Annotated in this window: 20 protein-coding genes; 10 read left to right on the top strand and 10 right to left on the bottom strand. The window is 70.9% G+C overall.

Annotation, left to right across the window (positions count from 1 at the left end):
* Window positions 1-7 precede the first annotated feature (7 nt).
* Genes ACWA15_RS12290 through eccD form a run of 3 tightly spaced genes read right to left on the bottom strand, consistent with a single transcriptional unit; the run spans window position 8 to window position 4,000 of the window.
* Window positions 8-1,258 carry a S8 family serine peptidase gene (locus tag ACWA15_RS12290; RefSeq protein ID WP_464055579.1) on the bottom strand — a complete coding sequence of 417 codons (1,251 nt, stop codon included), beginning with the start codon at window positions 1,256-1,258 and terminating at the stop codon, window positions 8-10.
* Window positions 1,255-2,631: a type VII secretion protein EccB gene (gene eccB / locus ACWA15_RS12285; protein WP_464055578.1), complete on the bottom strand. Its 1,377-nt coding sequence runs from the start codon at window positions 2,629-2,631 to the stop codon at window positions 1,255-1,257. The genes ACWA15_RS12290 and eccB overlap by 4 nt, the downstream gene beginning before the upstream one ends.
* 13 nt (window positions 2,632-2,644) lie before the next feature.
* A complete protein-coding gene (eccD, locus tag ACWA15_RS12280) occupies window positions 2,645-4,000 on the bottom strand; it encodes a type VII secretion integral membrane protein EccD (protein ID WP_464055576.1) in 1,356 nt (451 codons plus the stop codon).
* Between the two features lie 264 nt (window positions 4,001-4,264).
* Between eccD and ACWA15_RS12275 the strand changes: the two genes are divergently transcribed.
* The 7 genes from ACWA15_RS12275 (at window position 4,265) to ACWA15_RS12245 (ending at window position 12,836) form a co-directional block, all read left to right on the top strand.
* Window positions 4,265-4,576, top strand: a complete 312-nt coding sequence (locus ACWA15_RS12275) for a WXG100 family type VII secretion target (protein WP_464055575.1) — start codon at window positions 4,265-4,267, stop codon at window positions 4,574-4,576.
* Between the two features lie 34 nt (window positions 4,577-4,610).
* Entirely contained in the window at window positions 4,611-4,895 is a 285-nt protein-coding gene (locus tag ACWA15_RS12270; protein ID WP_464055574.1) for a WXG100 family type VII secretion target, read from the top strand.
* A gap of 256 nt (window positions 4,896-5,151) precedes the next feature.
* Window positions 5,152-7,239 (top strand): DUF7937 domain-containing protein, encoded by a 2,088-nt coding sequence (locus ACWA15_RS12265; RefSeq protein WP_464055573.1) that lies wholly within the window; start codon window positions 5,152-5,154, stop codon window positions 7,237-7,239.
* Between the two features lie 105 nt (window positions 7,240-7,344).
* A complete protein-coding gene (locus ACWA15_RS12260) occupies window positions 7,345-9,198 on the top strand; it encodes a variant leucine-rich repeat-containing protein (RefSeq protein WP_464055572.1) in 1,854 nt (617 codons plus the stop codon).
* A gap of 223 nt (window positions 9,199-9,421) precedes the next feature.
* Window positions 9,422-11,173: a 2-isopropylmalate synthase gene (gene leuA, locus ACWA15_RS12255; RefSeq protein WP_464055571.1), complete on the top strand. Its 1,752-nt coding sequence runs from the start codon at window positions 9,422-9,424 to the stop codon at window positions 11,171-11,173.
* A gap of 1 nt (window position 11,174) precedes the next feature.
* The gene (recO, locus tag ACWA15_RS12250) at window positions 11,175-11,942 is read left to right on the top strand and encodes a DNA repair protein RecO (protein WP_464055570.1); all 768 of its coding nucleotides are present in this window, start codon (window positions 11,175-11,177) and stop codon (window positions 11,940-11,942) included.
* Between the two features lie 36 nt (window positions 11,943-11,978).
* The gene (locus ACWA15_RS12245; protein ID WP_464055569.1) at window positions 11,979-12,836 is read left to right on the top strand and encodes an isoprenyl transferase; all 858 of its coding nucleotides are present in this window, start codon (window positions 11,979-11,981) and stop codon (window positions 12,834-12,836) included.
* On the opposite strand, the gene ACWA15_RS12240 is transcribed toward ACWA15_RS12245, so the two are convergent.
* From ACWA15_RS12240 to ACWA15_RS12220, 5 genes are read right to left on the bottom strand one after another with little or no spacing between them, the layout of a single operon-like run.
* Window positions 12,833-13,390 (bottom strand): DedA family protein, encoded by a 558-nt coding sequence (locus ACWA15_RS12240; protein WP_464055568.1) that lies wholly within the window; start codon window positions 13,388-13,390, stop codon window positions 12,833-12,835. The two genes, ACWA15_RS12245 and ACWA15_RS12240, sit on opposite strands and share 4 nt — an antisense overlap.
* A gap of 3 nt (window positions 13,391-13,393) precedes the next feature.
* A complete protein-coding gene (locus tag ACWA15_RS12235) occupies window positions 13,394-13,783 on the bottom strand; it encodes a Fur family transcriptional regulator (protein ID WP_464055567.1) in 390 nt (129 codons plus the stop codon).
* Window positions 13,771-14,706 (bottom strand): metal ABC transporter permease, encoded by a 936-nt coding sequence (locus ACWA15_RS12230; protein WP_464055565.1) that lies wholly within the window; start codon window positions 14,704-14,706, stop codon window positions 13,771-13,773. The genes ACWA15_RS12235 and ACWA15_RS12230 overlap by 13 nt, the downstream gene beginning before the upstream one ends.
* Complete coding sequence (locus ACWA15_RS12225) at window positions 14,703-15,494, bottom strand: metal ABC transporter ATP-binding protein (protein ID WP_464055563.1); 792 nt, start codon at window positions 15,492-15,494, stop codon at window positions 14,703-14,705. Before ACWA15_RS12225 ends, ACWA15_RS12230 begins: the two co-directional genes overlap by 4 nt.
* Entirely contained in the window at window positions 15,491-16,456 is a 966-nt protein-coding gene (locus ACWA15_RS12220) for a metal ABC transporter substrate-binding protein (protein ID WP_464055562.1), read from the bottom strand. The genes ACWA15_RS12225 and ACWA15_RS12220 overlap by 4 nt, the downstream gene beginning before the upstream one ends.
* A 162-nt stretch (window positions 16,457-16,618) precedes the next feature.
* Between ACWA15_RS12220 and ACWA15_RS12215 the strand changes: the two genes are divergently transcribed.
* Both ACWA15_RS12215 and dusB read left to right on the top strand, forming a co-directional pair.
* On the top strand, window positions 16,619-18,007 hold the full coding sequence (locus ACWA15_RS12215; RefSeq protein ID WP_464055561.1) for a glycine--tRNA ligase: 1,389 nt from the start codon (window positions 16,619-16,621) through the stop codon (window positions 18,005-18,007).
* Window positions 18,008-18,101: 94 nt separating this feature from the next.
* Window positions 18,102-19,313 carry a tRNA dihydrouridine synthase DusB gene (dusB, locus tag ACWA15_RS12210; RefSeq protein WP_464055560.1) on the top strand — a complete coding sequence of 404 codons (1,212 nt, stop codon included), beginning with the start codon at window positions 18,102-18,104 and terminating at the stop codon, window positions 19,311-19,313.
* A 136-nt stretch (window positions 19,314-19,449) separates the two neighbouring features.
* Here dusB and ACWA15_RS12205 read toward each other — a convergent pair whose 3' ends face one another.
* A complete protein-coding gene (locus tag ACWA15_RS12205; protein ID WP_464055559.1) occupies window positions 19,450-21,225 on the bottom strand; it encodes a glycoside hydrolase family 13 protein in 1,776 nt (591 codons plus the stop codon).
* Window positions 21,226-21,283: 58 nt separating this feature from the next.
* A complete protein-coding gene (locus ACWA15_RS12200) occupies window positions 21,284-22,354 on the bottom strand; it encodes a LacI family DNA-binding transcriptional regulator (RefSeq protein WP_464059495.1) in 1,071 nt (356 codons plus the stop codon).
* A gap of 305 nt (window positions 22,355-22,659) precedes the next feature.
* Here ACWA15_RS12200 and ACWA15_RS12195 point away from each other — a divergent pair, with 305 nt between their 5' ends.
* Window positions 22,660-23,898: a sugar ABC transporter substrate-binding protein gene (locus ACWA15_RS12195; RefSeq protein WP_464055558.1), complete on the top strand. Its 1,239-nt coding sequence runs from the start codon at window positions 22,660-22,662 to the stop codon at window positions 23,896-23,898.
* The last annotated feature ends 13 nt before the right edge of the window (window positions 23,899-23,911 follow it).

The following is a 23,911-nucleotide window of genomic DNA, read 5'->3' as shown; positions in this document are numbered from 1 at the left end:
CTGACGGTCAGCGGGCCCGGCGCCTCTTGGTGGCGAGCTGGCCGGCCAGGACGGTGGCCAGGGTGGCGACGACGCCGCCTAGGGCCCACCACATGGCGACCCGGTGGGTGGCGTCCAGCGGGGAGATGACCTGGTCCAGGTCGAGGGCCTGCGCCTCGGTGGCCGGCGGGACCGGTCGGGGGTGGGCCGGGCTGTCCGGGCCCCTCGCCGATCCGTCGTCGACGAAGGCGAGCGCCTCAGCGGGCCGGATCACCCCCCAGCCGGTCACGTCGTCGCGGCGGTCGAGGGTGCTCCGCGAGGCGGTGACCTCGAGCCGGAAGGCCCACTGCGCGGGGGTCTCCCCGGGGTGCGCCTGCGCGATCAGCGCCGCCGCCGCGCTGGCGTAGGCCGTCGCGTAGCTCGTCGAGGGCAGTCCGGAGGAGAGCAGGCAGTCTCCGGCGGCCAGGAAGGTCGTCAGGACGTCGGTGCCGGGGGCGGCGACGTCGATGTGGGGTCCGTGGATCGCGTCGGCCGTCCCGATGCCCGCGGCGTCGACCGAGGTCACCGACAGCACCTCGGGGTAGGCCGCCGGGAACCGGGGGGAGTCGGTCTGGTCGTCGGTGGTGTTCCGGTTGCCCGCGCTGGCCACCACGAGGGCCCCGGCCGCGGTCGCGTGGGCGACCGCCTCGCGCAGCTCGGGGGTGTCCTCTGTGGTGCTCATGGAGACGTTGACGATCTGCGCGCCGCCGTCGGCCGCGGCGCGGATCCCGGCGGCCAGGCGGTCGCTGCGCGGGCCGTTCCCGGCATCGACGACCTGCTGGTCCTGGGAGTAGTACACCCGGACCGGGAGGATCATCGCGTCGGGCGCCAACCCCACGACCCCCGACCCGTCGACGGCACGCGCCGCGATCTGCCCGGCCACGGCGGTGCCGTGGGCCATGACGTCGGTCGTGGCGGAGTTGTCCGCCTCCGGGACGTCGGTCAGGGAGGCCCCGGGCAGCACGGCGGCGCTCAGGTGGGTGTTTGCGGCGGCGACGCCGGAGTCCACGACGGCGACCGTCACCCCCCGACCCGTCGCGGTCTGCCACGCGAGCTCGGCGTTGAGGCTGGTCAGGGCTGTCGGGATGGCGGGGGAGTAGCTCGGGACGTCGGGGGAGCAGGTCTCGTTCGCCGCCGGCAGCACCGGGGTGGCCGCCGCGCCCGGTGCGAGCAGCACCCCCCCGCCGAGCTGGGCGGCGGCGAGGAGGGGGACCAGCAGCCAGCCGCGCGGGCCGGTCACGAGCCGCTCGTGCCGGCCGGCGCCCGGGATGCGGCGGCGACGGTCAGCTCGGGCCCGGCGGGCAGGAACGCCAGCCACGACTGGGGGACGGGGGAGATGTCGGCCTCGGTGTAGCCGAGCTGGGCGAGCACCTCGGTCGAGGAGTCGGGAACCGCGAAGACCGTCCCGGACTGGTCGATGATCGCGACCGTCCCCTGGTCGGTGAGCTGGTTCCCGGTGGCCCGGACGAGGGCGCCCTTGCCGGCGCTCACCTCGACCTCGGCCTGGCCCGTGGTGGGCAGGGCGTCGGCCGGGGTGGCGGCCAGCGCCAGGTGGGCGACGGGCTGGGCGCCGGGGGCGCTGCCGTCAGGGACCTGCAGGACGGCGCACATGGCCTCGGAGCCGGTGACGGCGGCGGCCGGGTCCTGCGGCCAGGTCTGCGGGGCGAGCTCGGGCGCGGTCCGCACGTCCCGGATGTCGGCGCTGGTCACCTCGACCGGTGCGCCGAGCTGGGCGCCGCTGCCGAGCTGGTAGAGCTGGTAGCCGATCGCGGTGAGCGGGGCCAGCTCGCCCGCGGCGGTCACCACGTAGCGCCGGGACTCGGTCCCCGAGCCCGTCTGCTCCACGACGGAGCCCACGACCGTCCCGCTCGGCAGGGTGCTGGTGACCAGCGGGTCGCCCGCTCCGGGCAGGAACAGCGGAGCGAGCGTGTCGCCGGGGGCGAAGACGTTGAGCCAGGGACCGGTCACCGCGCGCACCGGAGCGGACTCGAGCCCGAGCGCACGGAGCACCGCGGTGACGTCCTGAGCGGGGACGAGATAGCGGTGGGAGCCGTGGACGACGTAGGTCTCGTCCGCGACGGTGACGACCGCGCTGTCGGCGGTGGCCGCCCCGGCCGTGTCCTGGGTGATCTGGATACGGCTCGCGCCGTCCTCACCCACGCAGGCCAGCCAGCCGGAGCCGACGAGGTTCGCCGGTGAGGGCAGCTCGTCGGGGGCGCCGGTGATGCCGATCTGCTTGCCGCGGGGGACGTCGGAGATCTTGGCCTCGGCGACCTCGACCACCGCGAAGCTCTCCGACGGGATGACCAGACGGGCGCTCGTGGTGTTCAGGACCGGGTAGAGCGTGCCCTTGATCGAGACGAACCGGGCGCCGCTGCCCTTGGTCAGGACGAGCTTGTTGTCGTCCCATCCGGTCGGCAGGCCCGGCTTGAGGAAGCCGTAGCCCAGGCTGGCGAGCACGAGCAGGACGGACAGCGCGATGCCGGCGATGACAGCCCGCATCGGTTTGGTCGGCTCGAGCTCACGCCCGCCGGGTGACCCGCTGACGAAGGCGGTGAGCAGGCGACGACGACCGAAGGTCTGCGCCTCGACGAGCTCCTTCTTGGATGCCATGTCCGCGCCCCGCTCAGAGGAGCCCGGCGGCGGCGACGCCGAGCGGGAGCAGCAGGGCGAGGCTGAGCAGCTCGACCGAGTCGGCGATCCGCCCGAACGTGGCACGAGGGCGGGGGGCGATGAGGCAGGCCCCGACCACGACCGCCGCGACGACCGCGACCGCGACCATGAGCGAGGAGCGCCACTGCGGGTGCGCCAGCGCTGCGGTCAGGGTGGTGAAGGTCAGCCCGAGGATCCCGGTCGCCATGACGACGAAGACGTCGGCGCGGGAGAAGGTCTGGCGGACGCTGAGCAGCATGCCGGTGTAGCACAGGACCATGAGCAGCACCCCGGTCAGACCGAGGGCGGCGACGGGGGGCGTCGCGATGAGCGCGACGACGGCGACGGCAGCACGCAGACCGAACTGCAGCCGGTAGCCGCGCTGGTAGCTGCGACCCACCGCGTCGGGGTCGATCGGGGCCGGGTCGGCGAAGACGTCCTCGTCGCTCTGCGCGGACACGACGCGCAGGTTCGTGGTCGACAGCGCCAGCCAGGGGATGCCGTTGCTCGCGGTGACAGCGACGGCGACCGTCATGGCCAGCACGTTCCCCGCAGAGAGGTCCGTGGTCGCCACGACGGTCCCGGCGGAGGCGAGGATGAATCCCGCCCCGAGCGGGACCACGCAGATCTCCTGGGCGCGGGGCAGGAGGGCGAGGCCGGCCGCGCCGGCGAGGACCGCGCCGCCGCCCGCGGCGGCGAGCGGCCAGCCCCACAGGCTCACGGCGTCGGGGGCGGTGAACAGCAGTCCGGCGACGGCCCAGAACACGGCGCCGCACAGGACCATGGCCTGCGCGCCGCTGAGGTGCACCTCGCGGCGCGCGATCACGGCGGCGCTGATGAGGACCAGAGCGCCGACGCAGGTGGAGATGACCGCAGGCACCACGGTCGCGCTTCCGGCCCCGAGCAGCATGATCGCCCCGGCGAGCAGGAACGCCGCGGCGGCTCCGACTGCGGCACGTGAGCTGTCCTGCTGCGTCCAGGGGGCGAAGTCCTTCTCGACGGCGTCCGAGACGGCCTCGACGACGTCGTCGTAGACGCGCGGTCGGGGTGCGTCCGCACCGACCTCCATGGTGAGGACCTCGCCGTCGGACACCGACTGGGCGATGAGGGACACGCTCGTGCTCAGCGCGGACCCGTCCGCGCGGAGCAGGCGGTACCCGCCGTGCACGGAGGAGGCGTCCAGCAGGCGCAGGGTGCGCGCGAACCCGGGGATGATCTCGGCGACCGGGATGCTCCCGGGCGCGCCGACGTCGAGGCGGCGATCACCGGCGACCACGGAGATCCGGAGCAGCGTGCCCAGTGTGGTGGGAGCTGATGACACCTCGACCATGACGATCCTTTGGTGCACGACGACGACGGGGGACCTCGACAGCATAGTGAACGCCACGCTGGTGGATGAGAATCTGCTGCCGATGTCGGCCTGAATGCAGGTCACAGGGGGCTCATGGGTACCTCTACCCACGCCAGAAGAGTGCGCAAACACCCTCTGTGGACATAGTGTCCAACCTGTCAGCAGGTATTCAGACCTGGTGAGACACCGGCCAGAGACCGATGTCTGAAGATCCGGCCCTTTGGGCCTGTTAAGGAGTTCATTGTGGCAGGTGAAGTTTCTGCAGTTGATGGCGCACTCAAGCAGGGCGCCAAGGCGGTCAGCCAGTCCAAGACCGAGCTTCAGGGCGAGCTCAAGGGCCTCGAGGGCAAGCTCGCCTCGATCGGCCAGGCGTGGACCGGTCAGGGCGCGGTCGCGTTCAACCAGCTCATGACCCGGTGGCGCGAGGACGCGACCAAGATGGTCGGCGCACTCGACGAGTTCGAGCGCAACCTCACCGACTCCGGCACCGCCTACGACACGTCGGACGACCAGCAGTCCGCCGGCCTGAGCGCGCTCACCGCGCGCCTCGGCTGACGTCACCCCCAACGGACCAGGAAGGACAGACACGATGAGCGATCTCAAGGTCAACTTCGGAGCACTCTCCACCGCAGCTGCAGACATCCAGTCGAGCTCGGCCAAGCTCGAGCGCATCCTCGATGACATGGACCGTGCCCTCGCCCCGTTGCGGGCGAGCTGGGACGGTGAGGCCTCCACCGCCTACACGACCGCCAAGGCCAAGTGGACCAGTGCCATCACCGACATGAAGGCGCTGCTCAACGACGTCGGACGCCGCGTCGACTCGAGCAACACCGAGTACCAGGCCGCCGAGCGCGCGAACTCCGGGCGCTGGTAGCCCTCCGACCGCCGGCAACGCTGACGGTCGTGCCGAGGAAGCCGCCAGGAGCGCGCGTCCTCGGCACGAGCCGTGAACGTTCCCGCAGCCTCCGTGCGCGCTCCCCGTCACCTGGTGGGACGGCGCGCACGGATGGCGTAGGCACGACCGGTGTGATGTGGATAGGTTGTGACCGGCATCCACGTGGCAGGACGGTGGCGTGGGACCCGGCGCGTGCTCGGGAGCCCGCAGCCACAGCAACGACGAGAGGGAGATCATGAGTTACGAAGGTCAGGCTCCGCCACCCGGCGGCTACCCGCCGAACGGCGGACCGGGGCAGTACCCCCAGCAGCCGCAGCAGCAGCAGCAGCCCGGTCAGCAGGGCGGCTACGCCCAGCCGGGACAGCAGCCGGGGCAGTACGCCCCCCAGCCCGGTCAGCAGGGCGGCTACGGCCAGCAGCCGGGTCAGGGCTACCCGCAGGCTCCTGGTCAGCAGGGACAGTACGGCTCTGGTCAGCAGGGGCAGTACGCCCCGGCGCCCGCTGCACCGCGCCCCAACCCCTTCACCGGGATCCCCGTCGCCGACTTCGTGCGGGACGGTCTCGCGGCGCTCCTGCTCCTCGTCTCGCTCGCCCTGCCGGTGACGGTCGGGAGGGGCTTCGAGGGCATCGGTGACCGCTTCCACTACGTGGTGACGCTGGCGACCGTGCTCTCGGTCCTCTCCCTCGCCCTGCCCTACCTCGCCCGCGCGAGCGTGTTCCCGCCGAGCTGGACGGTGCACACCACGCGCCTGGTCCGGCTGCTGGCCAACGCGCCCTACGTCGTCGTCGTCCTCGTGTACGTCGTCCTCGACGCCATCACTGGGGACGACACCCAGGGCGTCGGCACGATCTTCGCGCTCGGCCTCGCCGGTGCGGTCCTGGCCGCCCAGCCCCGCCAGTGCGAGATGGGTCCCGAGGACCTCGACCGCGGCGTGAGCAAGCTGTGGTGGACCATCACGGCGGGGATCGGCGGGTTCATCGCCTTCACGTACCTCGTCTCCCTCGTCCTCTTCCTCATCGACATCGGCGACTACTCCGACTTCTACGGGACGTCCGCCGTCATCGGCACGATCGTCGCGTGGCTCTTCGCCGCCGGATTCTGCCTCTGGGCGATCTACGGCACCGTCATCGGACGGTCGCCGAGCTGGCGTCTGGTGCTCATCGGGCTCGCCACGATCCTCGTGTGCGCCTTCGTCTTCGGTGCCGGCGAGGGATCGTCGCTGCTCAAGATCGAGTCCCTGCGGGGCGTCGGCGCGACGTTCCTCTTCCCGATCTCGCTGCAGGAAGGTCTCGGAGCGATCTTCCTCCCGGCGGCCGCTGCTGCTGCCGCCGCACCGGCGACGGTCCGCGCACTGACTCGCGAGCCGCGATCCAAGAGCTGGATCTTCGCTGCCGTCCACGGCCTCGACTACCTCGCCCTCGTCGCGGCGGCCACCGTGGTCAGCTCGGTCTTCTGGTTCACCATCGACCAGTTCGAGCGCCCCACGGGCGTGCTCATCACGACCATCATCCTGGGTCTGGTCATCGCGGGCGGTGCTGTCTACGCCCGTCTCGCGCTCGCCAAGGACGCAGCCTCCAACCGGACCCTCGCTCTCGGTGTCGCAGGAGGCGCCTTCGTGCTCGGCCTCGTCATCGTCATCATGGTGCCGAGCGACACGCTGGTCGACGGGAAGTACATCACCGTCGGTCACCTGCTCCTGGCCTTCGGCCTGCCGGCGCTCATCGCGATCGCGCTCACCGCGCCCAAGGAGGTCCGCGAGTACTTCGCGACGAACCGGCCCGCCCCGCGCGGGGTGAACAACGCCGCATACCAGTGGTCCGCGCCGCCGGTGCAGGCCCCGGGGTACCAGTACCCGGGCCAGCAGGGGGCTCCCGCTCCCTACGGCACCGCACCGGTCGCGCCGCAGGCCTATGGCGCCCCTGCCCAGGCGGCTCCGTGGCAGACCCAGACCGCAGCTCCCGCTCAGGCTCCGGCTCCGGCTCCGGCCTACGGTCAGCAGGCACCGCAGCAGGAGCAGGCGCCGGTCGCCCCTCAGCCGGTCGCTCCGCAGCCGGTCGCCGAACCGGAGGCCGCGGCTCCCGTGGCGGCCCCCGCACCACAGGCCGCGCCGGCTGCGTCGGCTCCAGCGGTGAGCGGCTTCACCGCCGCTCAGGCGCTCGACCCTGCAACACCGGGTGCTGTCCTGGCACAGATCGTCCAGGACGCCCCCGAGCTCCGGGCCCAGGTCGCGGCGAACCCGTCGACCTACCCGGCTCTGCTCGGGTGGCTCGGGCAGCTGGGTGACCCTGAGGTCGACGCTGCACTGCGCAACCGCCAGGGCTAGTCCAGCCACCTGCCAGGACGGGGGCAGCAGGCGCATCCGTTCGACGGACGCACCTCCTGCCCCCGTTCGCCGTCCACCGCGAACCACCACAGAAGATTGGTAGCAATGACGAACCCGAGCGAGTTCACCCCGGCCCAGGCCGCGGATCCCTCGACCCCGGCCGCGCTCCTCGGAGAGATCGCGACGCACCGCCCGGACCTGCGCCCGGCAGTCGCCTCGAACCCGACCGCCTACCCGGCGCTGCTCGACTGGCTCGGGTCCTTCCGTGACCCCGCGGTCGACGCCGCGCTCGCGTCCCGCGGCGCAGCGGCGGGGGGCCCGGCGCAGCCGGAGCAGTCCGTGCCGGTCGCGCAGGACCCCGCGCAGACCCAGCAGATCCCGACCAGCCAGGCCAGCCCGGTCTACGGGGGCTACGGGTCCGTGCCTGCGGCCACCGCACCGGCCGGCCAGTGGGGCCCGCCCGCCGCCGCGCAGGGCAGTCTTCAGCAGAGCAGTTCTCAGCAGAGCAGTTCTCAGCAGGGTGGCTTCCAGCAGGGTGGCTTCCAGCAGGGCGGTTTCCAGCAGGACGCGTACCAGCAGGGCGCGTGGGCCCAACCGCAGCCCGCGACCAAGAAGTCCCGCAAGGGCTTGTGGATCGGCATCGGTGTCGCCGGGGCCCTCGTCGTCAGCGGCGGGGCTTTCGCCGCCAACGCGCTGTGGTTCTCCAAGGTCGGCGGGGCGGCGACACCCGAGGAGGCAGCGACGCAGATGATCGAGGCGGCCGTGGCCAAGGACCTCGTCGCGCTGTACGGGGTCACCTCGCCCACGGAGTTCGACACCATGTCGACCGCCTACGCGCTGTTCTCCGACCGCATGGAGTCCTCCAGCGACCTCGAGCTGGAGTCGGTGACCGACGCCTACAAGGACTACTTCGAGGCCTTCGACCTCGAGCTCGACGGTCTTGAGGTCGAGGTCGAGGAGCTCGAGGACGGGCTCGCAAAGGTGAGCATCACCGCCGGCGACCTCACGATCGACGCGGACGCCGACAAGGTCTCCGAGGCGACCGTCGCGCTGCTCGAGGATCTCGGGGACGGTCCGTTCGGGGAGCTCGTCGACCTGAGCGGTGGCTCGATCCCCTCCGACTCCGAGATCCGCGACGATGTCACGACCGCGGTCGAGGAGACCTTCCCGGTCGACGTCTCGGTCGAGGACCTCCAGATCGACCCGGCCGAGCTCGGTTCGGAGCTCGGCCTGGACCTCGGCGACGAGCCGATCGACCCGTTCCTCATCGTCGTCGAGGAGGGGGGCGACTGGTTCGTGAGCCCCACCCTGACGTTCCTCGAGTACGGTGCCATGTCCCAGGGGATCGAGCGAGGCTCCCTGCCCTCCGCCGACCTCGCGGGCCAGTACGACACCCCGGAGGCCGCGGCCGAGGGCCTCGTCACCGGACTGATGGAGTACGCCGAGTCCGGCGACCAGGACGCCTACCTGTCCGCGCTCCCGCTGGGCGACCGTCGCGCGATGTCCCTCTACGCCGACACCGACCTGTCGAGCATGGAGGGCTACGACGAGCTGCAGGAAGCGCTCGACGCCACCGAGGTGACCGCCTCCTTCTCGGTCCGGGAGGAGGACGACGGCGTGGCCTGGCTCCAGGTCGAGTCGCTGACCATCACCACCGAGATCGAGGGGACGACGGGGTCCTTCGAGCTCGACGCCGAGTGCTTCTCCGCCGACGTGGACGGAGAGCAAGTCGACGGCTGCCTTGCCGACATCCCGGCGCTCGAGCAGCTCGGGATCGGGGATCTGTCCCTCATCGCCGTCGAGGAGGACGGCAGCTGGTACATCAGCTATGCCGGCACGGTGGGCGACGCGTCCGGCGTCCTGGCCTCCAACGCGCTGCGCCTCTACGAAGAGGGCCACCTCACCGACGAGGAGTGGTGGATGGACAACCTCGGAGTGCTCGGGGACCAGCTCTCCTGAGCGGCGACTGACAGAGACGACGGGTGAGTCCGCGACGCGGACCCACCCGTCGTCGTCGGGCAGGAGGAGTAGAGTGTTTGACGTGCAGCGCGTTCAGCAGGTCTCCCTGCTCCTTCTGTGCCGCGACGGGGCCTCGTAGGCCGGTCCCTCGTCGCGGTGGTTGGTGTGCCGGCTTGCAGGACCCCACCCACAGACGCAGCAACAGACGAAGGATCTTCCCGCCATGAATGCACACGCAGCCCCCCAGCAGCCCTCGGCGATGCCCGTGAGCAAGTACCAGCCCTACGCCCAGCAGTTCACCGTCGACCTGCCCGGGCGCACGTGGCCCGACAAGGTCATCACGAAGGCGCCGCGGTGGTGCGCGGTCGACCTGCGCGACGGGAACCAGGCGCTCATCGAGCCGATGAACCCCGAGCGCAAGCTGCGGATGTTCGAGCTGCTCGTGGGCATGGGCTACAAGGAGATCGAGGTCGGGTTCCCCTCGGCGTCCCAGACGGACTTCGACTTCGTCCGGATGCTCATCGAGAAAGACCTCATCCCCGACGACGTCATCATCCAGGTGCTGACGCAGTCCCGGGAGCACCTCATCGCCCGGACGTACGAGTCCATCCGCGGCGCCAAGCACGCGATCGTGCACCTGTACAACTCGACGTCGGTCCTCCAGCGTGAGGTGGTGTTCCGCACCGACCAGGACGGGATCGTCGACATCGCGCTCGAGGGCGCGAAGCTGTGCCGCAAGTTCGAGCAGACCATCCCCGAGACGACGGTCTACTACGAGTACTCGCCCGAGTCCTACACCGGGACCGAGCTCGAGTTCGCGGCCAGGATCTGCAACGAGGTGATCGAGGTCCTCGAGCCCACCCCGGAGCGCAAGGTCATCATCAACCTGCCCGCCACGATCGAGATGGCGACGCCGAACGTCTACGCCGACTCGATCGAGTGGATGAACCGGCACCTCAACCACCGCGAGAACGTCATCATCTCGCTGCACCCGCACAACGACCGCGGGACCGCGGTGGCCGCCGCCGAGCTGGGCTACCAGGCCGGTGCGGACCGCATCGAAGGTTGCCTGTTCGGCAACGGGGAGCGGACCGGCAACGTCGACCTGGTGACCCTCGGCATGAACATGTTCAGCCAGGGCATCGACCCGGAGATCGACTTCTCCGACATCGACCACGTCCGCCGCACCGCCGAGTACTGCAACCAGCTCTCCGTCCACGAGCGCCACCCCTATGCGGGCGACCTCGTCTTCACAGCCTTCTCCGGATCGCACCAGGACGCGATCAAGAAGGGCCTCGACGCGATGGCCGCCGAGGCCGAGGCCGCGGGCACGAGCATCGACGACCTCCTCTGGGGCGTGCCGTACCTGCCGATCGACCCGCGCGACGTCGGACGCAGCTACGAGGCAGTGATCCGGGTCAACTCCCAGTCCGGCAAGGGTGGCATCTCCTACCTGCTCAAGACGGAGCGCCACCTCGACCTGCCGCGCCGCCTGCAGATCGAGTTCTCCCGGGTGGTGCAGGCAGTAACCGACGCCGATGGGCGCGAGGTGACCGGTGAGGACATCTGGCAGATCTTCGCCGACGAGTACCTGCCGGCCCCGGCCGGTGGCGCGCTCGAGCCGTGGGGCCGGTTCTCCCTGCGCGGCACCCGGGCCTCGAGCGTCGAGGGCGGACTGGACACCCTCTCGGTGGACCTCGTCGACGACGGCACACCGATCACCCTGGAGGGATCCGGCAACGGGCCCATCGCCGCCTTCGTCGACGCCGTGGCATCGGTCGGCGTCGATGTGCAGGTCCTCGACTACGCCGAGCACGCGCTCTCCGAGGGTGGGGACGCGACGGCGGCGGCCTACGTCGAGTGCGCGGTCGGCGAGGAGGTCCTGTGGGGGGTGGGGATCGACCCGTCGATCACGACCGCCTCGCTCAAGGCGATCATCTCCGCCGTCAACCGCCAGGGACGCATGGCCCAGTAGCGTGGTCCTGTATCGAGACGAAGCGTTGGTCCTGCGCACCCACAAGCTCGGTGAGGCAGATCGCATCATCACGTTCCTGACCCGGGAGCACGGCAAGGTGCGCGGGGTGGCCAAGGGTGTGCGCCGCACCTCCTCGAAGTTCGGCGCCCGCCTCGAGCCGTTCATGTTCGTCGACGTGCAGCTGCACGTGGGGCGCAACCTGGACATCGTCACCCAGGCCGAGACCGTCGAGCCCTACGCCCGCGCGATCAGCGAGGACTACGGCCTGTACACCGCGGGCGCCGTGATGCTCGAGACCGCCGACCGGCTCGTCGACGCCGAGCGGGAACCTGCCGTGCAGCAGTTCTGGCTGCTCGCCGGTGCGCTGCGAGCACTGTCCTCACGCGCGCACGCCCCGGGCCTCGTGCTCGACTCCTACCTGCTGCGCGGGCTGGCTGTGGCCGGGTGGTCGCCGACCTTCTCCGACTGCGCGCGGTGCGGTGAACCCGGACCGCACCGCGCCTTCTCGGTCGCCCAGGGCGGGACGGTGTGCCCGCGCTGCCGCCCACCCGGGGCGACCGCCCCGGCCCCCGAGACGATCGCCCTGCTCGCAGCCCTGCTCAGCGGCGACTGGTCGGTCGCCGACCTGGCCGGGGAGCGGATCCGGCGTGAGGCCAACGGGCTCGTCGCGGCGTACAGCCAGTTCCACCTCGAGCGGTCGCTGCGGTCCTTGCGGATGGTCGATCGCAGCGAGCCCTCACCCCTCACGCCCGACGTCCCCGTCCACTGAGTCACCCACCGAGTCACCCACTGAGAGGTCCCGCCCATGGTCCGCGGCCACAGAGCTGCTCGAGGTGCCGCCCCGGTGCCCGTCGTCCCCGTGCCGCCGCCGGCGCACCCCTCCGGAGCCGTGGCGCCGTCGATCCCGCTCGAGTTCGTGCCCAAGCACGTCGCCGTCGTCATGGACGGCAACGGGCGGTGGGCGAACGCCCGGGGGCTGCCGCGCACCGCGGGCCACGAGGCCGGGGAGGCTGCCCTGCTCGACGTCGTCGCCGGGGCGATCGAGGTGGGTGTCACGCACGTGTCCGCCTACGCCTTCTCGACCGAGAACTGGAAGCGGTCACCGGAGGAGGTGCGCTTCCTCATGGGCTTCAGCCGCGACGTGCTGCGCCGCCAGCGGGACACCATGAGCTCCTGGGGGGTGCGGGTACGGTGGGCCGGGCGCCGGCCGCGGCTGTGGCGCTCGGTGATCAAGGAGCTGGAGACCGCGGAGGAGATGACGGCCGAGAACACCGTCTGCACGCTGACCATGTGCATCAACTACGGCGGCCGCGCCGAGATCGCCGACGCCGCGAAGGCCATCGCCCAGGAGGTCGCCGCGGGCAGGCTCGACCCGGACCGGATCACCGAGAAGACCGTCGCACGGTTCCTCGACGAGCCGGAGCTGCCCGACGTCGACCTGTTCCTGCGGTCCTCGGGCGAGCAGCGGATCTCGAACTTCATGATCTGGCAGTCGGCCTACGCCGAGCTCGTCTTCCTGCCCGAGCCGTGGCCGGAGGTGGACCGGCGGAGCCTGTGGCGCGCGGTCGAGGAGTACGCGAGCCGGGACCGGCGCTACGGCGGCGCGATCGACCAGGCTGCCGGTACGGCCTCCGGCAGGGCTGCCGACACGGCTGACGTCTAGGGCACCTGCAGGTCGGCGCTGAGCGGCTCGGCGCGGCTGGTGCCGCCGTTCCTGGACTCGGTGCTGCGGCGTCGTGCGCTGCGACGCCGGGCGACGGCGAGCGCTGCGGCGAGCACGAGCCCCAGGAGCACGGCGATCCCCCAGGGGGAGCCGGCGGCGGCGGCGAGCGCCGCCTCCCAGGCGGCCCAGCCCACGGTCGCGTAGATCGTCGAGTGGATGACGCAGCCGACGAGCATGGCGGGCAGGTAGCGGGCGAAGGGCATCCGGGTCAGGCCGGCGGAGGCGTTGACGACCGTCTTGAAACCCACCGTGAGGAAGCTCGCGGTGACGGCCAGGACTCCCCAGCGGTTGAGCGCCGCGATGCCGCGGGCGGCCGAGGGGCCCTGCGACCACACCTGGGCGCGCGCCAGCACCCGGTTCTTCGGCGCGGGGCGGCCCATGGTCTGGGCGACGACGAGCCGGGCGATCCAGTAGGTCGCCTGGCTGCGCAGACACACGATCGTGAAGAAGAAGCCGAAGATCGCGAAGAAGGGCGCGCCGTCGAGGTCGAGCATGTCCTACTGCCGCGAGGCGCAGTCGGAGCAGGTGCCGAAGAGCTCGATGGTGTGCTCGATGTCGATGAAGCCGTGGGTCGAGCCGACCAGCGTGGCCCAGGACTCGACCGTGGGCCCGTCGATCTCGATGGTCGCGCCGCAGGAGCGGCACACGAGGTGGTGGTGGTGCTCGGTGCGCTCACAGCGGCGGTAGAGGTTCTCCCCGTCCGCGGTGCGCAGCACGTCGACCTGACCGGCGTCGGCCATGGTCTGCAGGGTGCGGTAGACGGTGGCGAGCCCGGTGGGTTCCCCACGGGAGCGCAGGACCTCGTGCAGCTGCTGGGCGCTGCGGAAGTCCTCGGTCGCCTCCAGCAGGTCGGCGATGCTCGCGCGCTGGCGCGTCATTCGCTGCATGACTGGGCTCCTTGGTCGAGTGCGACGTCGTCCAGCATATCGGGGTGGGGGTCCTGACCGGCGCGGCGTCGGCGCATGATGAGCGGTCGCACGGCCGCCACGACGGCATAGACGACGATGGCCAGCACGACGATCGTCGCGCCGGGGGACTGCGGCTGCCAGTAGGTGATCGAGAGCCCGACGACGCACACCGTGACCCCGACCCCCACCGCCACGGCCATGGTGCGCCGGAAGGAGGTGGTGACCAGCTGGGCGACCGCGACCGGGATCACCATGAGTGCACTGACCAGCAGCAGCCCCACGACCCGCATCGAGACGGTGACGGTGAGCGCGGCGATGACCGCGATGGCGATGTTGAGGGTCCGGACCGGCAGCCCCGACGCGCGGGCGAACTCCTCGTCGTGGGAGACGGCGAACAGGGCGGCGCTGAGCCCCACCCCGACGGCCAGGATGGCCGCGCCCAGGCCGACGGTGAGGGCGAGGTCGGTCGTGGTGACGGTCGAGATCGACCCGAAGAGGTAGGACATGAGGTTGGCGTTCGTGCCGCCGGCGAAGCCGATGATGAGCACGCCGCCGGCCATCCCGCCGTAGAAGAGCAGCGCGAGGGCGACGTCGCCGCTGGTGCGGCCCCGTTCGCGGACCAGCTCGATCGTGATCGACCCGGCCACCGCCGCCACGACCGCACCGGGTACCGCCAGCGCGTCGTTCTGGACCAGGCCCATCGCGGAGCCGACCAGCCAGCCCAGCGCCACCCCGGTGAGGGCGACGTGGCCGATGCCGTCCCCGAGCAGGGAGAGCCGGCGCTGGACGAGGTAGGTCCCCATGACCGGGGCGGTGAGCCCGACGATGACCGCCGCGGCGAGGGATCGCTGCATGAACGGGTCGGTGAGCATGCCGAGGATCTCGGTGAAGACGTCCGTCATGACCCGAACCCTGCGTTGTGGATGAGCGGTGAGCCCTCTGCTGGGCTGTCGTGCGGGTGGACGTGGTCGTGCTCGGGGGAGGCGTGGTCCGCCGCGGCCGGCAGCGCACCGCCGTCGTGCACCTTGCGGCCGTGGCGCAGCACGACGGTCCGGGTGACGAGCGGGGCGATGGCGCCGAGCTCGTGGAGCACGACGAGGATCGTGGTGCCGAGCTCGACGAGGCCGGTGAGCGTCGTCGCGAACGACGCCTGGCTCTGCTGGTCGACGCCGGCCACGGGCTCGTCGAGGACGAGCAGGTCGGGGTCGCGCACGAGCGCTCGGGCGATGAGCACCCGCTGCTGCTGCCCGCCGGAGAGCTCGCTCACCGCGCGGCCGGCGCGGTCGGCGAGACCCACCCGGTCCAGGGCGTCCATCGCGCTCGCCCACGCCCCCCGGGGCATCCGGATCCGGCGGCCGTAGAGCAGACCCGAGGAGACCACCTCGAGAGCGGTCGAGGGGACTCCGGTCGTCGCGCTGACCCGCTGCGGCACGTACCCCACCCGCTGCCAGGGCGCGGACCGCCCGAGCGGCTGGCCGTAGAGGGCGACGGACCCCGACGCCACGGGCAGGATCCCGACGAGGGTGCGCACGAGGGTCGACTTCCCCGAGCCGTTCGCCCCCAGCAGCGCGACGACCTCGCCGGTGGTGACCGACAGGTCGATCCCGCGCAGGATCCGGGAGCCGTCGAGGGTGACGTGCAGGTCACGCGCCTCGATCACCTGCTCGGGGGCGGTGGGGTGGCCGCTCATGCGCAGCCGAGCCCGGTGCGCAGCGCCTCGAGGTTGGCGTTCATGACGGAGACGTAGTCACCGTCGGGGTCGTTGAGGCTCTCCAGCGGGTCGAGGACGGTCGCGGTGATCGCGAGGTCGCTCGCGAGGGTCTCGGCGACCTTCGGGCTGATCAGCGTCTCGAAGTAGATCGTGGTGACCCCGCGGTCGCGGATGATCGTCGAGACGTCCTTGATCCGCGCCGGTGACGGCTCAGCCTCGGGGTCGATCCCGGAGATCCCGACCTGCTCGAGGCCGTAGCTGTCGGCCAGGTAGCCGAAGGCCTCGTGGGTGGTGACGAGGAGGCTGCTCGAGCACTGGGACAGGCCGGTGGTGAACTGCTCGTCGAGGTCGGTGAGGGAGGCGACGAGCTCGGCACCGCGGGCGGCGTACGTCTCGGCGTTGGCGGGGTCGATCGCCGAGAGCTCGGCGACGACGTCCTCGCTCACCGCGGCCAGCCGGGTGGGGTCGAGCCAGAAGTGCGGGTCGAGGGCGCCGTGGTCGTGGCCGTCGTCGGCGGAGTGGGTCTCTTCCTCGGCCTCGTCGGCGTGCTCGTCCTCGGTGCCCTGCAGCTCGTGCGACTGGAGGTCCGCGGAGGCGGCCGCGTCGACGACGTGCGCGGGCTCGCGGGCGGTGATCGCCGTGTCGACGGCCGGCTGGAAGTCGGAGAGGAAGACGACGAGGTCGGCCTCGCCGATCTCGCGGGCCATGGCCGGGGACAGCTCGAGGTCGTGCGGCTCCGCCCCGGGCGGGGTGAGCGAGGAGACGTCGACGAGGTCGCCGCCGATCTCCTCGGTGATGAACTGCAGCGGGTAGAACGAGGTGAGGACCTCGACCTTCCCGTCGTCCGCGGTGTCGGCTCCTGAGCAGCCGGAGAGGGCGAGCGCGGCGCAGAGGGCGCCGCCCGCGAGGGTCACCAAGGGACGAGGGAGAGCGATGTACATGAACATCATTATCAATTGCCGGTCTCGGTGGTGTCAAACGAGCCGTCCGGCGCCGGTGAGAGCGCCCACGCCGAGTAGCCTGGGTGACTGGCGCACGACGTGCGCCAGTCACCTCTGCCCCACGAGCCACGTGCGGGCACCGAGTCCTCTGGAGTGTTCATCGTGGCCAAAGCGCCCTCTCACCTCGAATCCGTCATCTCCCTCGCGAAGCGTCGTGGCTTCGTGTTCCAGTCCGGCGAGATCTACGGAGGTTCGCGGTCCGCCTGGGACTACGGACCCCTCGGCGTCGAGCTCAAGGAGAACATCAAGCGCCAGTGGTGGCGCACGATGGTCACGAGCCGCGAGGACGTCGTCGGCCTCGACTCCGCGGTCATCCTGCCGCGCAAGGTCTGGGAGGCCTCGGGCCACGTCGGGGTGTTCACCGACCCGCTGACCGAGTGCCTGTCCTGCCACAAGCGGTTCCGCGAGGACCAGATGATCGAGGAGTTCCTGGAGAAGAAGGAGCGCGAGCCCGTCGGCGGCCTGGCCGAGATCGCCTGCCCCAACTGTGGCAACCGTGGGCAGTGGACCGAGCCGCGCGACTTCAACATGATGCTCAAGACCTACCTCGGCCCGGTCGAGGACGAGTCCGGGCTGCACTACCTGCGCCCCGAGACCGCCCAGGGCATCTTCGTGAACTTCGCCAACGTGGTTACCACGAGCCGCAAGAAGCCGCCGTTCGGCATCGGCCAGATCGGCAAGTCCTTCCGCAACGAGATCACCCCGGGGAACTTCATCTTCCGCACCCGTGAGTTCGAGCAGATGGAGATGGAGTTCTTCGTCGAGCCCGGCACGGACGCGGACTGGCACCAGTACTGGATCGACCTGCGCACCAACTGGTATGTCGACCTCGGCATCGACCGCGACAACCTGCGCCTGTTCGAGCACCCGCAGGAGAAGCTCTCCCACTACTCCACCCGCACCGTGGACATCGAGTACCGCTTCGGCTTCACCGGGAGCGAGTGGGGCGAGCTCGAGGGCATCGCGAACCGCACCGACTTCGACCTCAAGACGCACGCGGAGCACTCCGGCAAGGACCTCAGCTACTTCGACCAGGGCAAGAACGAGCGCTGGGTGCCCTACGTCATCGAGCCCGCGGCCGGCCTGACCCGCTCGGTCATGGCGTTCCTCGCCGACGCCTATACCGAGGACGAGGCCCCCAACGCCAAGGGCGGCGTCGACGTGCGCACCGTGCTCAAGCTCGACCCGCGCCTGGCCCCGGTCAAGGCCGCGGTTTTGCCGCTGAGCCGCAACGAGCAGCTCTCCCCGAAGGCCCGCGACCTGGCCGTCGAGCTGCGCAAGAACTGGAACGTCGACTTCGACGACGCCGGGGCGATCGGACGCCGGTACCGCCGCCAGGACGAGGTGGGCACCCCGTTCTGCATCACCGTCGACTTCGACACCCTCGAGGACCAGGCCGTCACGATCCGTCACCGCGATGACATGTCCCAGGAGCGCGTCTCCCTGGACCAGGTCACCGCCTACCTGGCGGCCCGCCTCATCGGGTCCTGACCGCCTCGGAGCCGCCCGTGCCTGCCTGCGCCCGCCCGTGCCTGCCCGTGCAGGCACGGGCGGCTCCGGGTGTGGGCGATGGGATACTGGGGGGATGAGTTCCCCCTCCACCTTGAGCGCGCCCGCAGCACGTTCCGTCGGCGGCCCCGTCGCCGCCCCGCTGCTGCCCCCGCTGCGCATCGGTCAGTTCACCGTGGCCTCCCCGGTCGTCCTGGCCCCCATGGCGGGTGTGACGAACACCGCCTTCCGCAAGCTGTGCCGTGAGCACGGCCCGGGCGGGCTCTACGTCGCCGAGATGGTGACCTCGCGCGCGATCGTCGAGCGCAACGACCAGGCGCTGCGCATCGTCACCTTCGAGGAGGGCGAGTCCCCGCGCTCGGCGCAGGTCTACGGCGTCGACCCCGCGACGGTCGGCGCAGCCGTGGAGATCATCGCGGGGGAGGGGCGCGCCGACCACATCGACCTCAACTTCGGCTGCCCGGTGCCCAAGGTCACCCGCAAGGGAGGCGGTGCGGTGCTGCCGTGGAAGCGCGAGCTGTTCACCCGCATCGTCCACGCGGCCGTCGATGCCGGCGCCCGGCACGACGTGCCGGTGACCATCAAGATGCGCAAGGGCATCGACGCCGACCACCTCACCTACCTCGAGGCGGGTCTCATCGCCGAACAGGCTGGCGTCGCGGCCGTCGCGCTGCACGCACGCACCGCGGCCGACTACTACTCGGGCACGGCCGACTGGTCGGCCATCCGCCAGCTCAAGGAGACCGTCACCTCCATCCCGGTGCTCGGCAACGGGGACATCTGGTCGGCCGAGGACGCCCTGGAGATGGTGCGCCAGACGGGGTGCGACGGCGTCGTCGTCGGGCGCGGGTGCCAGGGGCGCCCCTGGCTCTTCGCGGACCTCATGGCCGCCTTCAACGGGTCCGACGAGCGCGTGACGCCCGGTCTGGGGTACGTCGCGGAGACCATCTACCGGCACGGCGAGCTCATGGCGGAGTTCTTCGAGGACGAGGACAAGGGCACCCGCGACCTGCGCAAGCACATGGCGTGGTACCTCAAGGGCTACGCGGTGGGCGGCGACGCGCGCCGGGCCCTGGCGATGGTGTCCTCCCTCGCCGAGCTGCGCACCCACCTCGACGCCCTCGACCACGACCAGCCCTACCCGGGCAAGGACGCGGAGGGCCAGCGCGGCCGTCAGGGCACCCCGAAGAAGCCCCACGTGCCCGACGGCTGGCTCGACTCCCGCGAGCTGAGCGACGAGCACCGAGCCAAGCTCCTCGACGCCGAGCTCAGCGTCTCCGGCGGCTGACCCCGCCCCACCACCCACCACCCACCACCCACCACCCAGCACCCAGCACAGACGCTGAGAGCACCGCTTCCGCCCCTGTGTGTCCAGACGATGGGGCGGAGAGACGGTGCTCTCAGCGGCGGGGGTGGGGGTGGGGTCAGGCGGCTAGCCAGACTGTGGTGTCCTGGGGGACTCCGGCTGGGGTCAGCGGGCCACTGGTGATGAGGACCTGGGCGCCGGTCGGCAGGGCGAGCGGCGCCTCGCCGAAGTTCGTCAGGATCAGCACGCCGTTGTTGACGAAGGCGAGCACCGACTCGGCGTCGGCCAGCTCGTCGACCCAGGCGAGGGAGCCCAGCCCGAGGTCGTGGGCCTTGCGCAGGGCGAGCGCGTCGCGGTACATCACGAAGGTCGACCCCTCGGTCGAGCGCTGCACGTCGGCCGCGCACTCGCGGTAGGAGTCAGGCTGGGGCAGCCACGGCGTGCCGGCCGGGCCGAAGCCGTAGCCGGGCTTGTCGGCCTCCCAGGGCAGCGGCACGCGGCAGCCGTCGCGGCCTGCCTCGGTGTAGCCCGAGCGCCACCACGCCGGGTCCTGGCGCAGGTCGTCGTCGAGGTCGGTGTGCTCGGGCAGGCCGAGCTCCTCACCCTGGTAGACGTAGGCGGAGCCGGGCAGGCCGAGCATCTGCAGGGTCGCGGCGCGGGCGCGGCGCAGGCCGAGCTCGGCGTCGGGCTGGGGGTCGTTCTTGCCGATCCCGTTGGGGCGCACCGCCGCGCCGGACAGGCCCATCCGGGAGGCGTGGCGGACGACGTCGTGGTTGGAGAGCACCCACGTGGTGGGTGCGCCGACCTCGTCCGAGGCGTGCAGCGACGCGGTGACGACCCCGCGCAGGGCGGGTGCGTCCCAGGCGGTGGTGAGGTAGGAGAAGTTGAAGGCCTGGTGCATCTCGTCGCTGCGGACGTAGCGGGCGAGCCGGGTCAGCGGCTCCACCCAGGCCTCGGCGACGAGGGCGCGGTCGCCGGTGTACTCGGCGAGGACCTTGTGCCAGGCGCGGTAGATGTCGTGCACGCCCTCCTGGTCGAACATCGGACCGGAGTTGCCGGCGCCGGTCGAGCCGTCCTCGGCCGCCTCGGTCGTCCCTTCGACCATGGCGACGTCGCCGTCCCAGTCGGGCAGGCCGGCGGCCTTGACCATGCCGTGCGCGACGTCGATGCGGAAGCCGTCGACCCCACGGTCCAGCCAGAACCGCAGCACGTCCTCGAACTCGGCGCGCACCTGCGGGTGCTCCCAGTCGAGGTCGGGCTGGCGGGTGTCGAACATGTGCAGGTACCACTCGCCGTCGGCCACGCCGTCGGTCGCGGAGGCGGGCGACGTGCGCTCGCTCACCCGGGTCCAGGCCGGTCCGCCGAAGATCGACTTCCAGTTGTTCGGGGGCAGCTCGCCGTTCTCGCCGGTGCCCTCACGGAAGAGGTAGCGGGCGCGCTCGGGGCTGCCGGGGCCGGCCGCGAGGGCCGCCGTGAACCACTCGTGCTCGTCGGAGGTGTGGTTGGGCACGAGGTCGGCGATGACCTTCAGGCCGCGGCTGTGGGCCTGGGCGAGGAGATCCTCGAAGTCGGCGAGGGTGCCGAAGAGCGGGTCAACGTCCCGGTAGTCGGCGACGTCGTACCCGGCGTCGGCCTGGGGGGAGCGGTAGAACGGGGAGAGCCAGACGGCGTCGACGCCGAGCGCGACGAGGTGGTCCAGGCGCGAGGTGATGCCGGGGATGTCACCGATCCCGTCGCCGTTGCCGTCGGCGAAGGACCGCGGGTAGACCTGGTAGATGACGGCGGTGCGCCACCACTCGCGAGCGGACGCGCTCGCGGGATGGACGAGAGTGGCTGCCGGGTGGGTCGAGGTCAGCTCGAGGGCAGGGGAGATCACGGTCGAGTCAAGAGTCACGGAGACAAAATCCTTGTCAGAGAGGGTGCGGCTGGTCAGTGAGGAAGGTGTGTGGGCGTCAGCCGTTGCGCTGAGCGGCGTGCAGGCGCATGTCGGGGGAGGCGCCGGTGGAGTTGCGCACGATGAGCTCGGGGTGGAACAACAGCTCCGAGCGGGGGGTCGGTGCACCGGAGATGACGCTCATGAGCGCGCTGATCGCTGCGTGGCTCATCGCTGAGACGGGCTGGCGCACGGTGGTCAGGGGCGGGTCGGTGAAGGCGATGAGCGGGGAGTCGTCGTAGCCGATGATCGACACGTCGTCGGGGACGGCGAGCTTGCGCTGGTGCGCGGCGCGGACCGCGCCCAGGGCCATGAGGTCGGAGCCGCAGACGATCGCGGTGTGACCGGAGTCGATGAGATCGCCGCCGGCTGCCTGACCGCCCTCGACGGTGAAGAGCGAGGTGACGATGTGCTCGGTGGCGTCCTCGATGCCGAGGTGGCGGGCCATCGCCTCGCGGAAGCCGTCGACCTTGCGCTTGGCGGTGATGAACCGGTCGGGACCGGTGGCCAGGCCGATCTTGTGGTGGCCGAGGGAGACGAGGTGACGGACCGCCAGCTCCATCGCGGCGATGTCGTCGGCCGAGACGAAGGGGGCGTCGATGTCGGCGGCGTAGCCGTTGATGAACACGAGCGGGACGCCGCGGCTGCGCAGCTGCTCGTAGCGGGTGCGGCTGGCCTGGGTGTCGGCGTGCCGTCCGGAGAGGAAGATGATGCCGTCGATCGAGTGGTCGAGGAGCATCTCGATGTACTCGTCCTCGGTCGTCCCACCCGGGGACTGGGTGCACAGCAGCGGGGTGTAGCCGCGCTGGGACAGCATGCTCTCGATGGTCTGCGCGAAGGCCGGGAAGACCGGGTTGGTGAGCTCGGGGACGATCAGCCCGACGAGGCCCGCGGACCGGTTGCGCAGCTTCTCGGGACGCTCGTAGCCGAGCACGTCGAGGGCGGCCAGGACGGCCTGGCGGGTCTCCGAGGCGACCCCGACCTTGCCGTTGAGCACCCGGGAGACGGTCGCGGTGCTGACGCCGGCCTGCTTGGCGAGATCAGTCAGTCGGGTCTTGGGTCCCAGCGTCTCGGCTGGGATGTGGGTCAGGGACACACCAGACCTCCTTGTCTCGTGCCGGGCGTCGTCACGCCGGTTCGCGTGTGTGGGTGAGGGGTTCTTGCAACGACTTGCAGACTACCTGCCAGCGCTCGATGCTACGGCAGATGGGAGCGAACTCCTAGGATATGGGGAAAAACCCGTCAGCCGCACTGCCCCACGATCGATCGTTGCATGAAAGTTACTGTAACGGCTTGCAAGTCGTCCGGGCTTCGGCTTAGGGTCGGTGACATCAGGGCCAACGTCGGTGGATTCACCGGCTGCGGCCGGACCACCCTCATCCTTGGAGACAGACGATGCGACGGAGCATCCTTCTTACCGGCGTGCTGGTCACCAGCTTCGCCCTCGCGGCCTGCGGGTCGAGCGACAACGGCAGCGACACCACGCCCTCGGCAGACGCGACGAACGGAGCGGCCGCCGCAGGCGAATTCACGATGTGGGTCGACGAGGTCCGCATCAATGACGTCAAGGGCGTCGCGGAAGCATTCGCCGCGGAGTCTGGCGTCAAGGTCAACCTTGTGCAGAAGGCCTCGGGTGACATCCGCGAGGAGTTCGTCCAGCAGGCCCAGACCGGGGAGGGCCCCGACGTCATCATCGGCGCGAGCGACTGGCTCGGCGAGCTCGTCAGCAACGGCCTCGTCGCTCCCGTCGAGCTCGGTGACGCGGCGTCCGGCTTCGTCCCCTCGGCCGCCACCGCCTTCGCCTACGACGGCCAGAACTACGGCACGCCCTACGCGATCGAGAACATCGCTCTCGTGCGCAACAACGCGCTCGCCACCGAGACCCCGGACACCTTCGAGGCGCTCGTCGAGCAGGGTAAGGGCCTGGGAACCTACCCGGTTCTCATCCAGCAGGGTGCCGAGGGCGACCCGTACCACATGTACCCGATCCAGTCCTCCTTCGGTGCCATCGTCTTCGAGCAGAACGCTGACGGCTCCTACACCGACACCGTCGCCATGGGTGGCGAGGCTGGCACGAACTTCGCCAACTTCCTCCAGAAGATGGGCCAGGAGAAGGTCTTCGACACCGCGATCGACGGCGAGAAGGCCAAGCAGGCCTTCATCGACGGCCAGAGCCCCTACATCATCACCGGACCGTGGAACACCACGGCCTTCACCGAGGCCGGCCTGGACATCTCCGTCCTGCCGATCCCGAGTGCCGGCGGTGAGGTCTCTCGTCCCTTCGTCGGTGTCCAAGGCGCCTACATCAGTGCCTTCGCCAAGAACCCGGTCCTGGCGAACGACTTCGTCGCCAACTACCTCACCACCGAGGCAGCTCAGGACGCGCTTTACGAGGCCGGCGGCCGCTCGCCCGCCCTCGCCGCGTCCGCAGCCAAGGTCGAGGACCCGATCCTCGTCGGCTTCGGCGAGGCCGGCGCAGACGGCATGACCCAACCCTCCATCCCCGCGATGGCCTCGGTCTGGTCGTTCTGGGGCATCGGTCAGGCAGAGATCATCTCGGGCGCCGCAACCGACCCCGCCGCGGCATGGACCACGATGATCTCCAACATCGAGGCGGCCATCGCCAGCTCGTGATCTGAGACATCGC

The organism is Sanguibacter sp. TS_SC_8 (genome assembly GCF_055361235.1).
The sequence above is the reverse complement of the archived record's forward strand: the minus strand, read 5'-3'. Positions and strand labels throughout refer to the sequence as shown.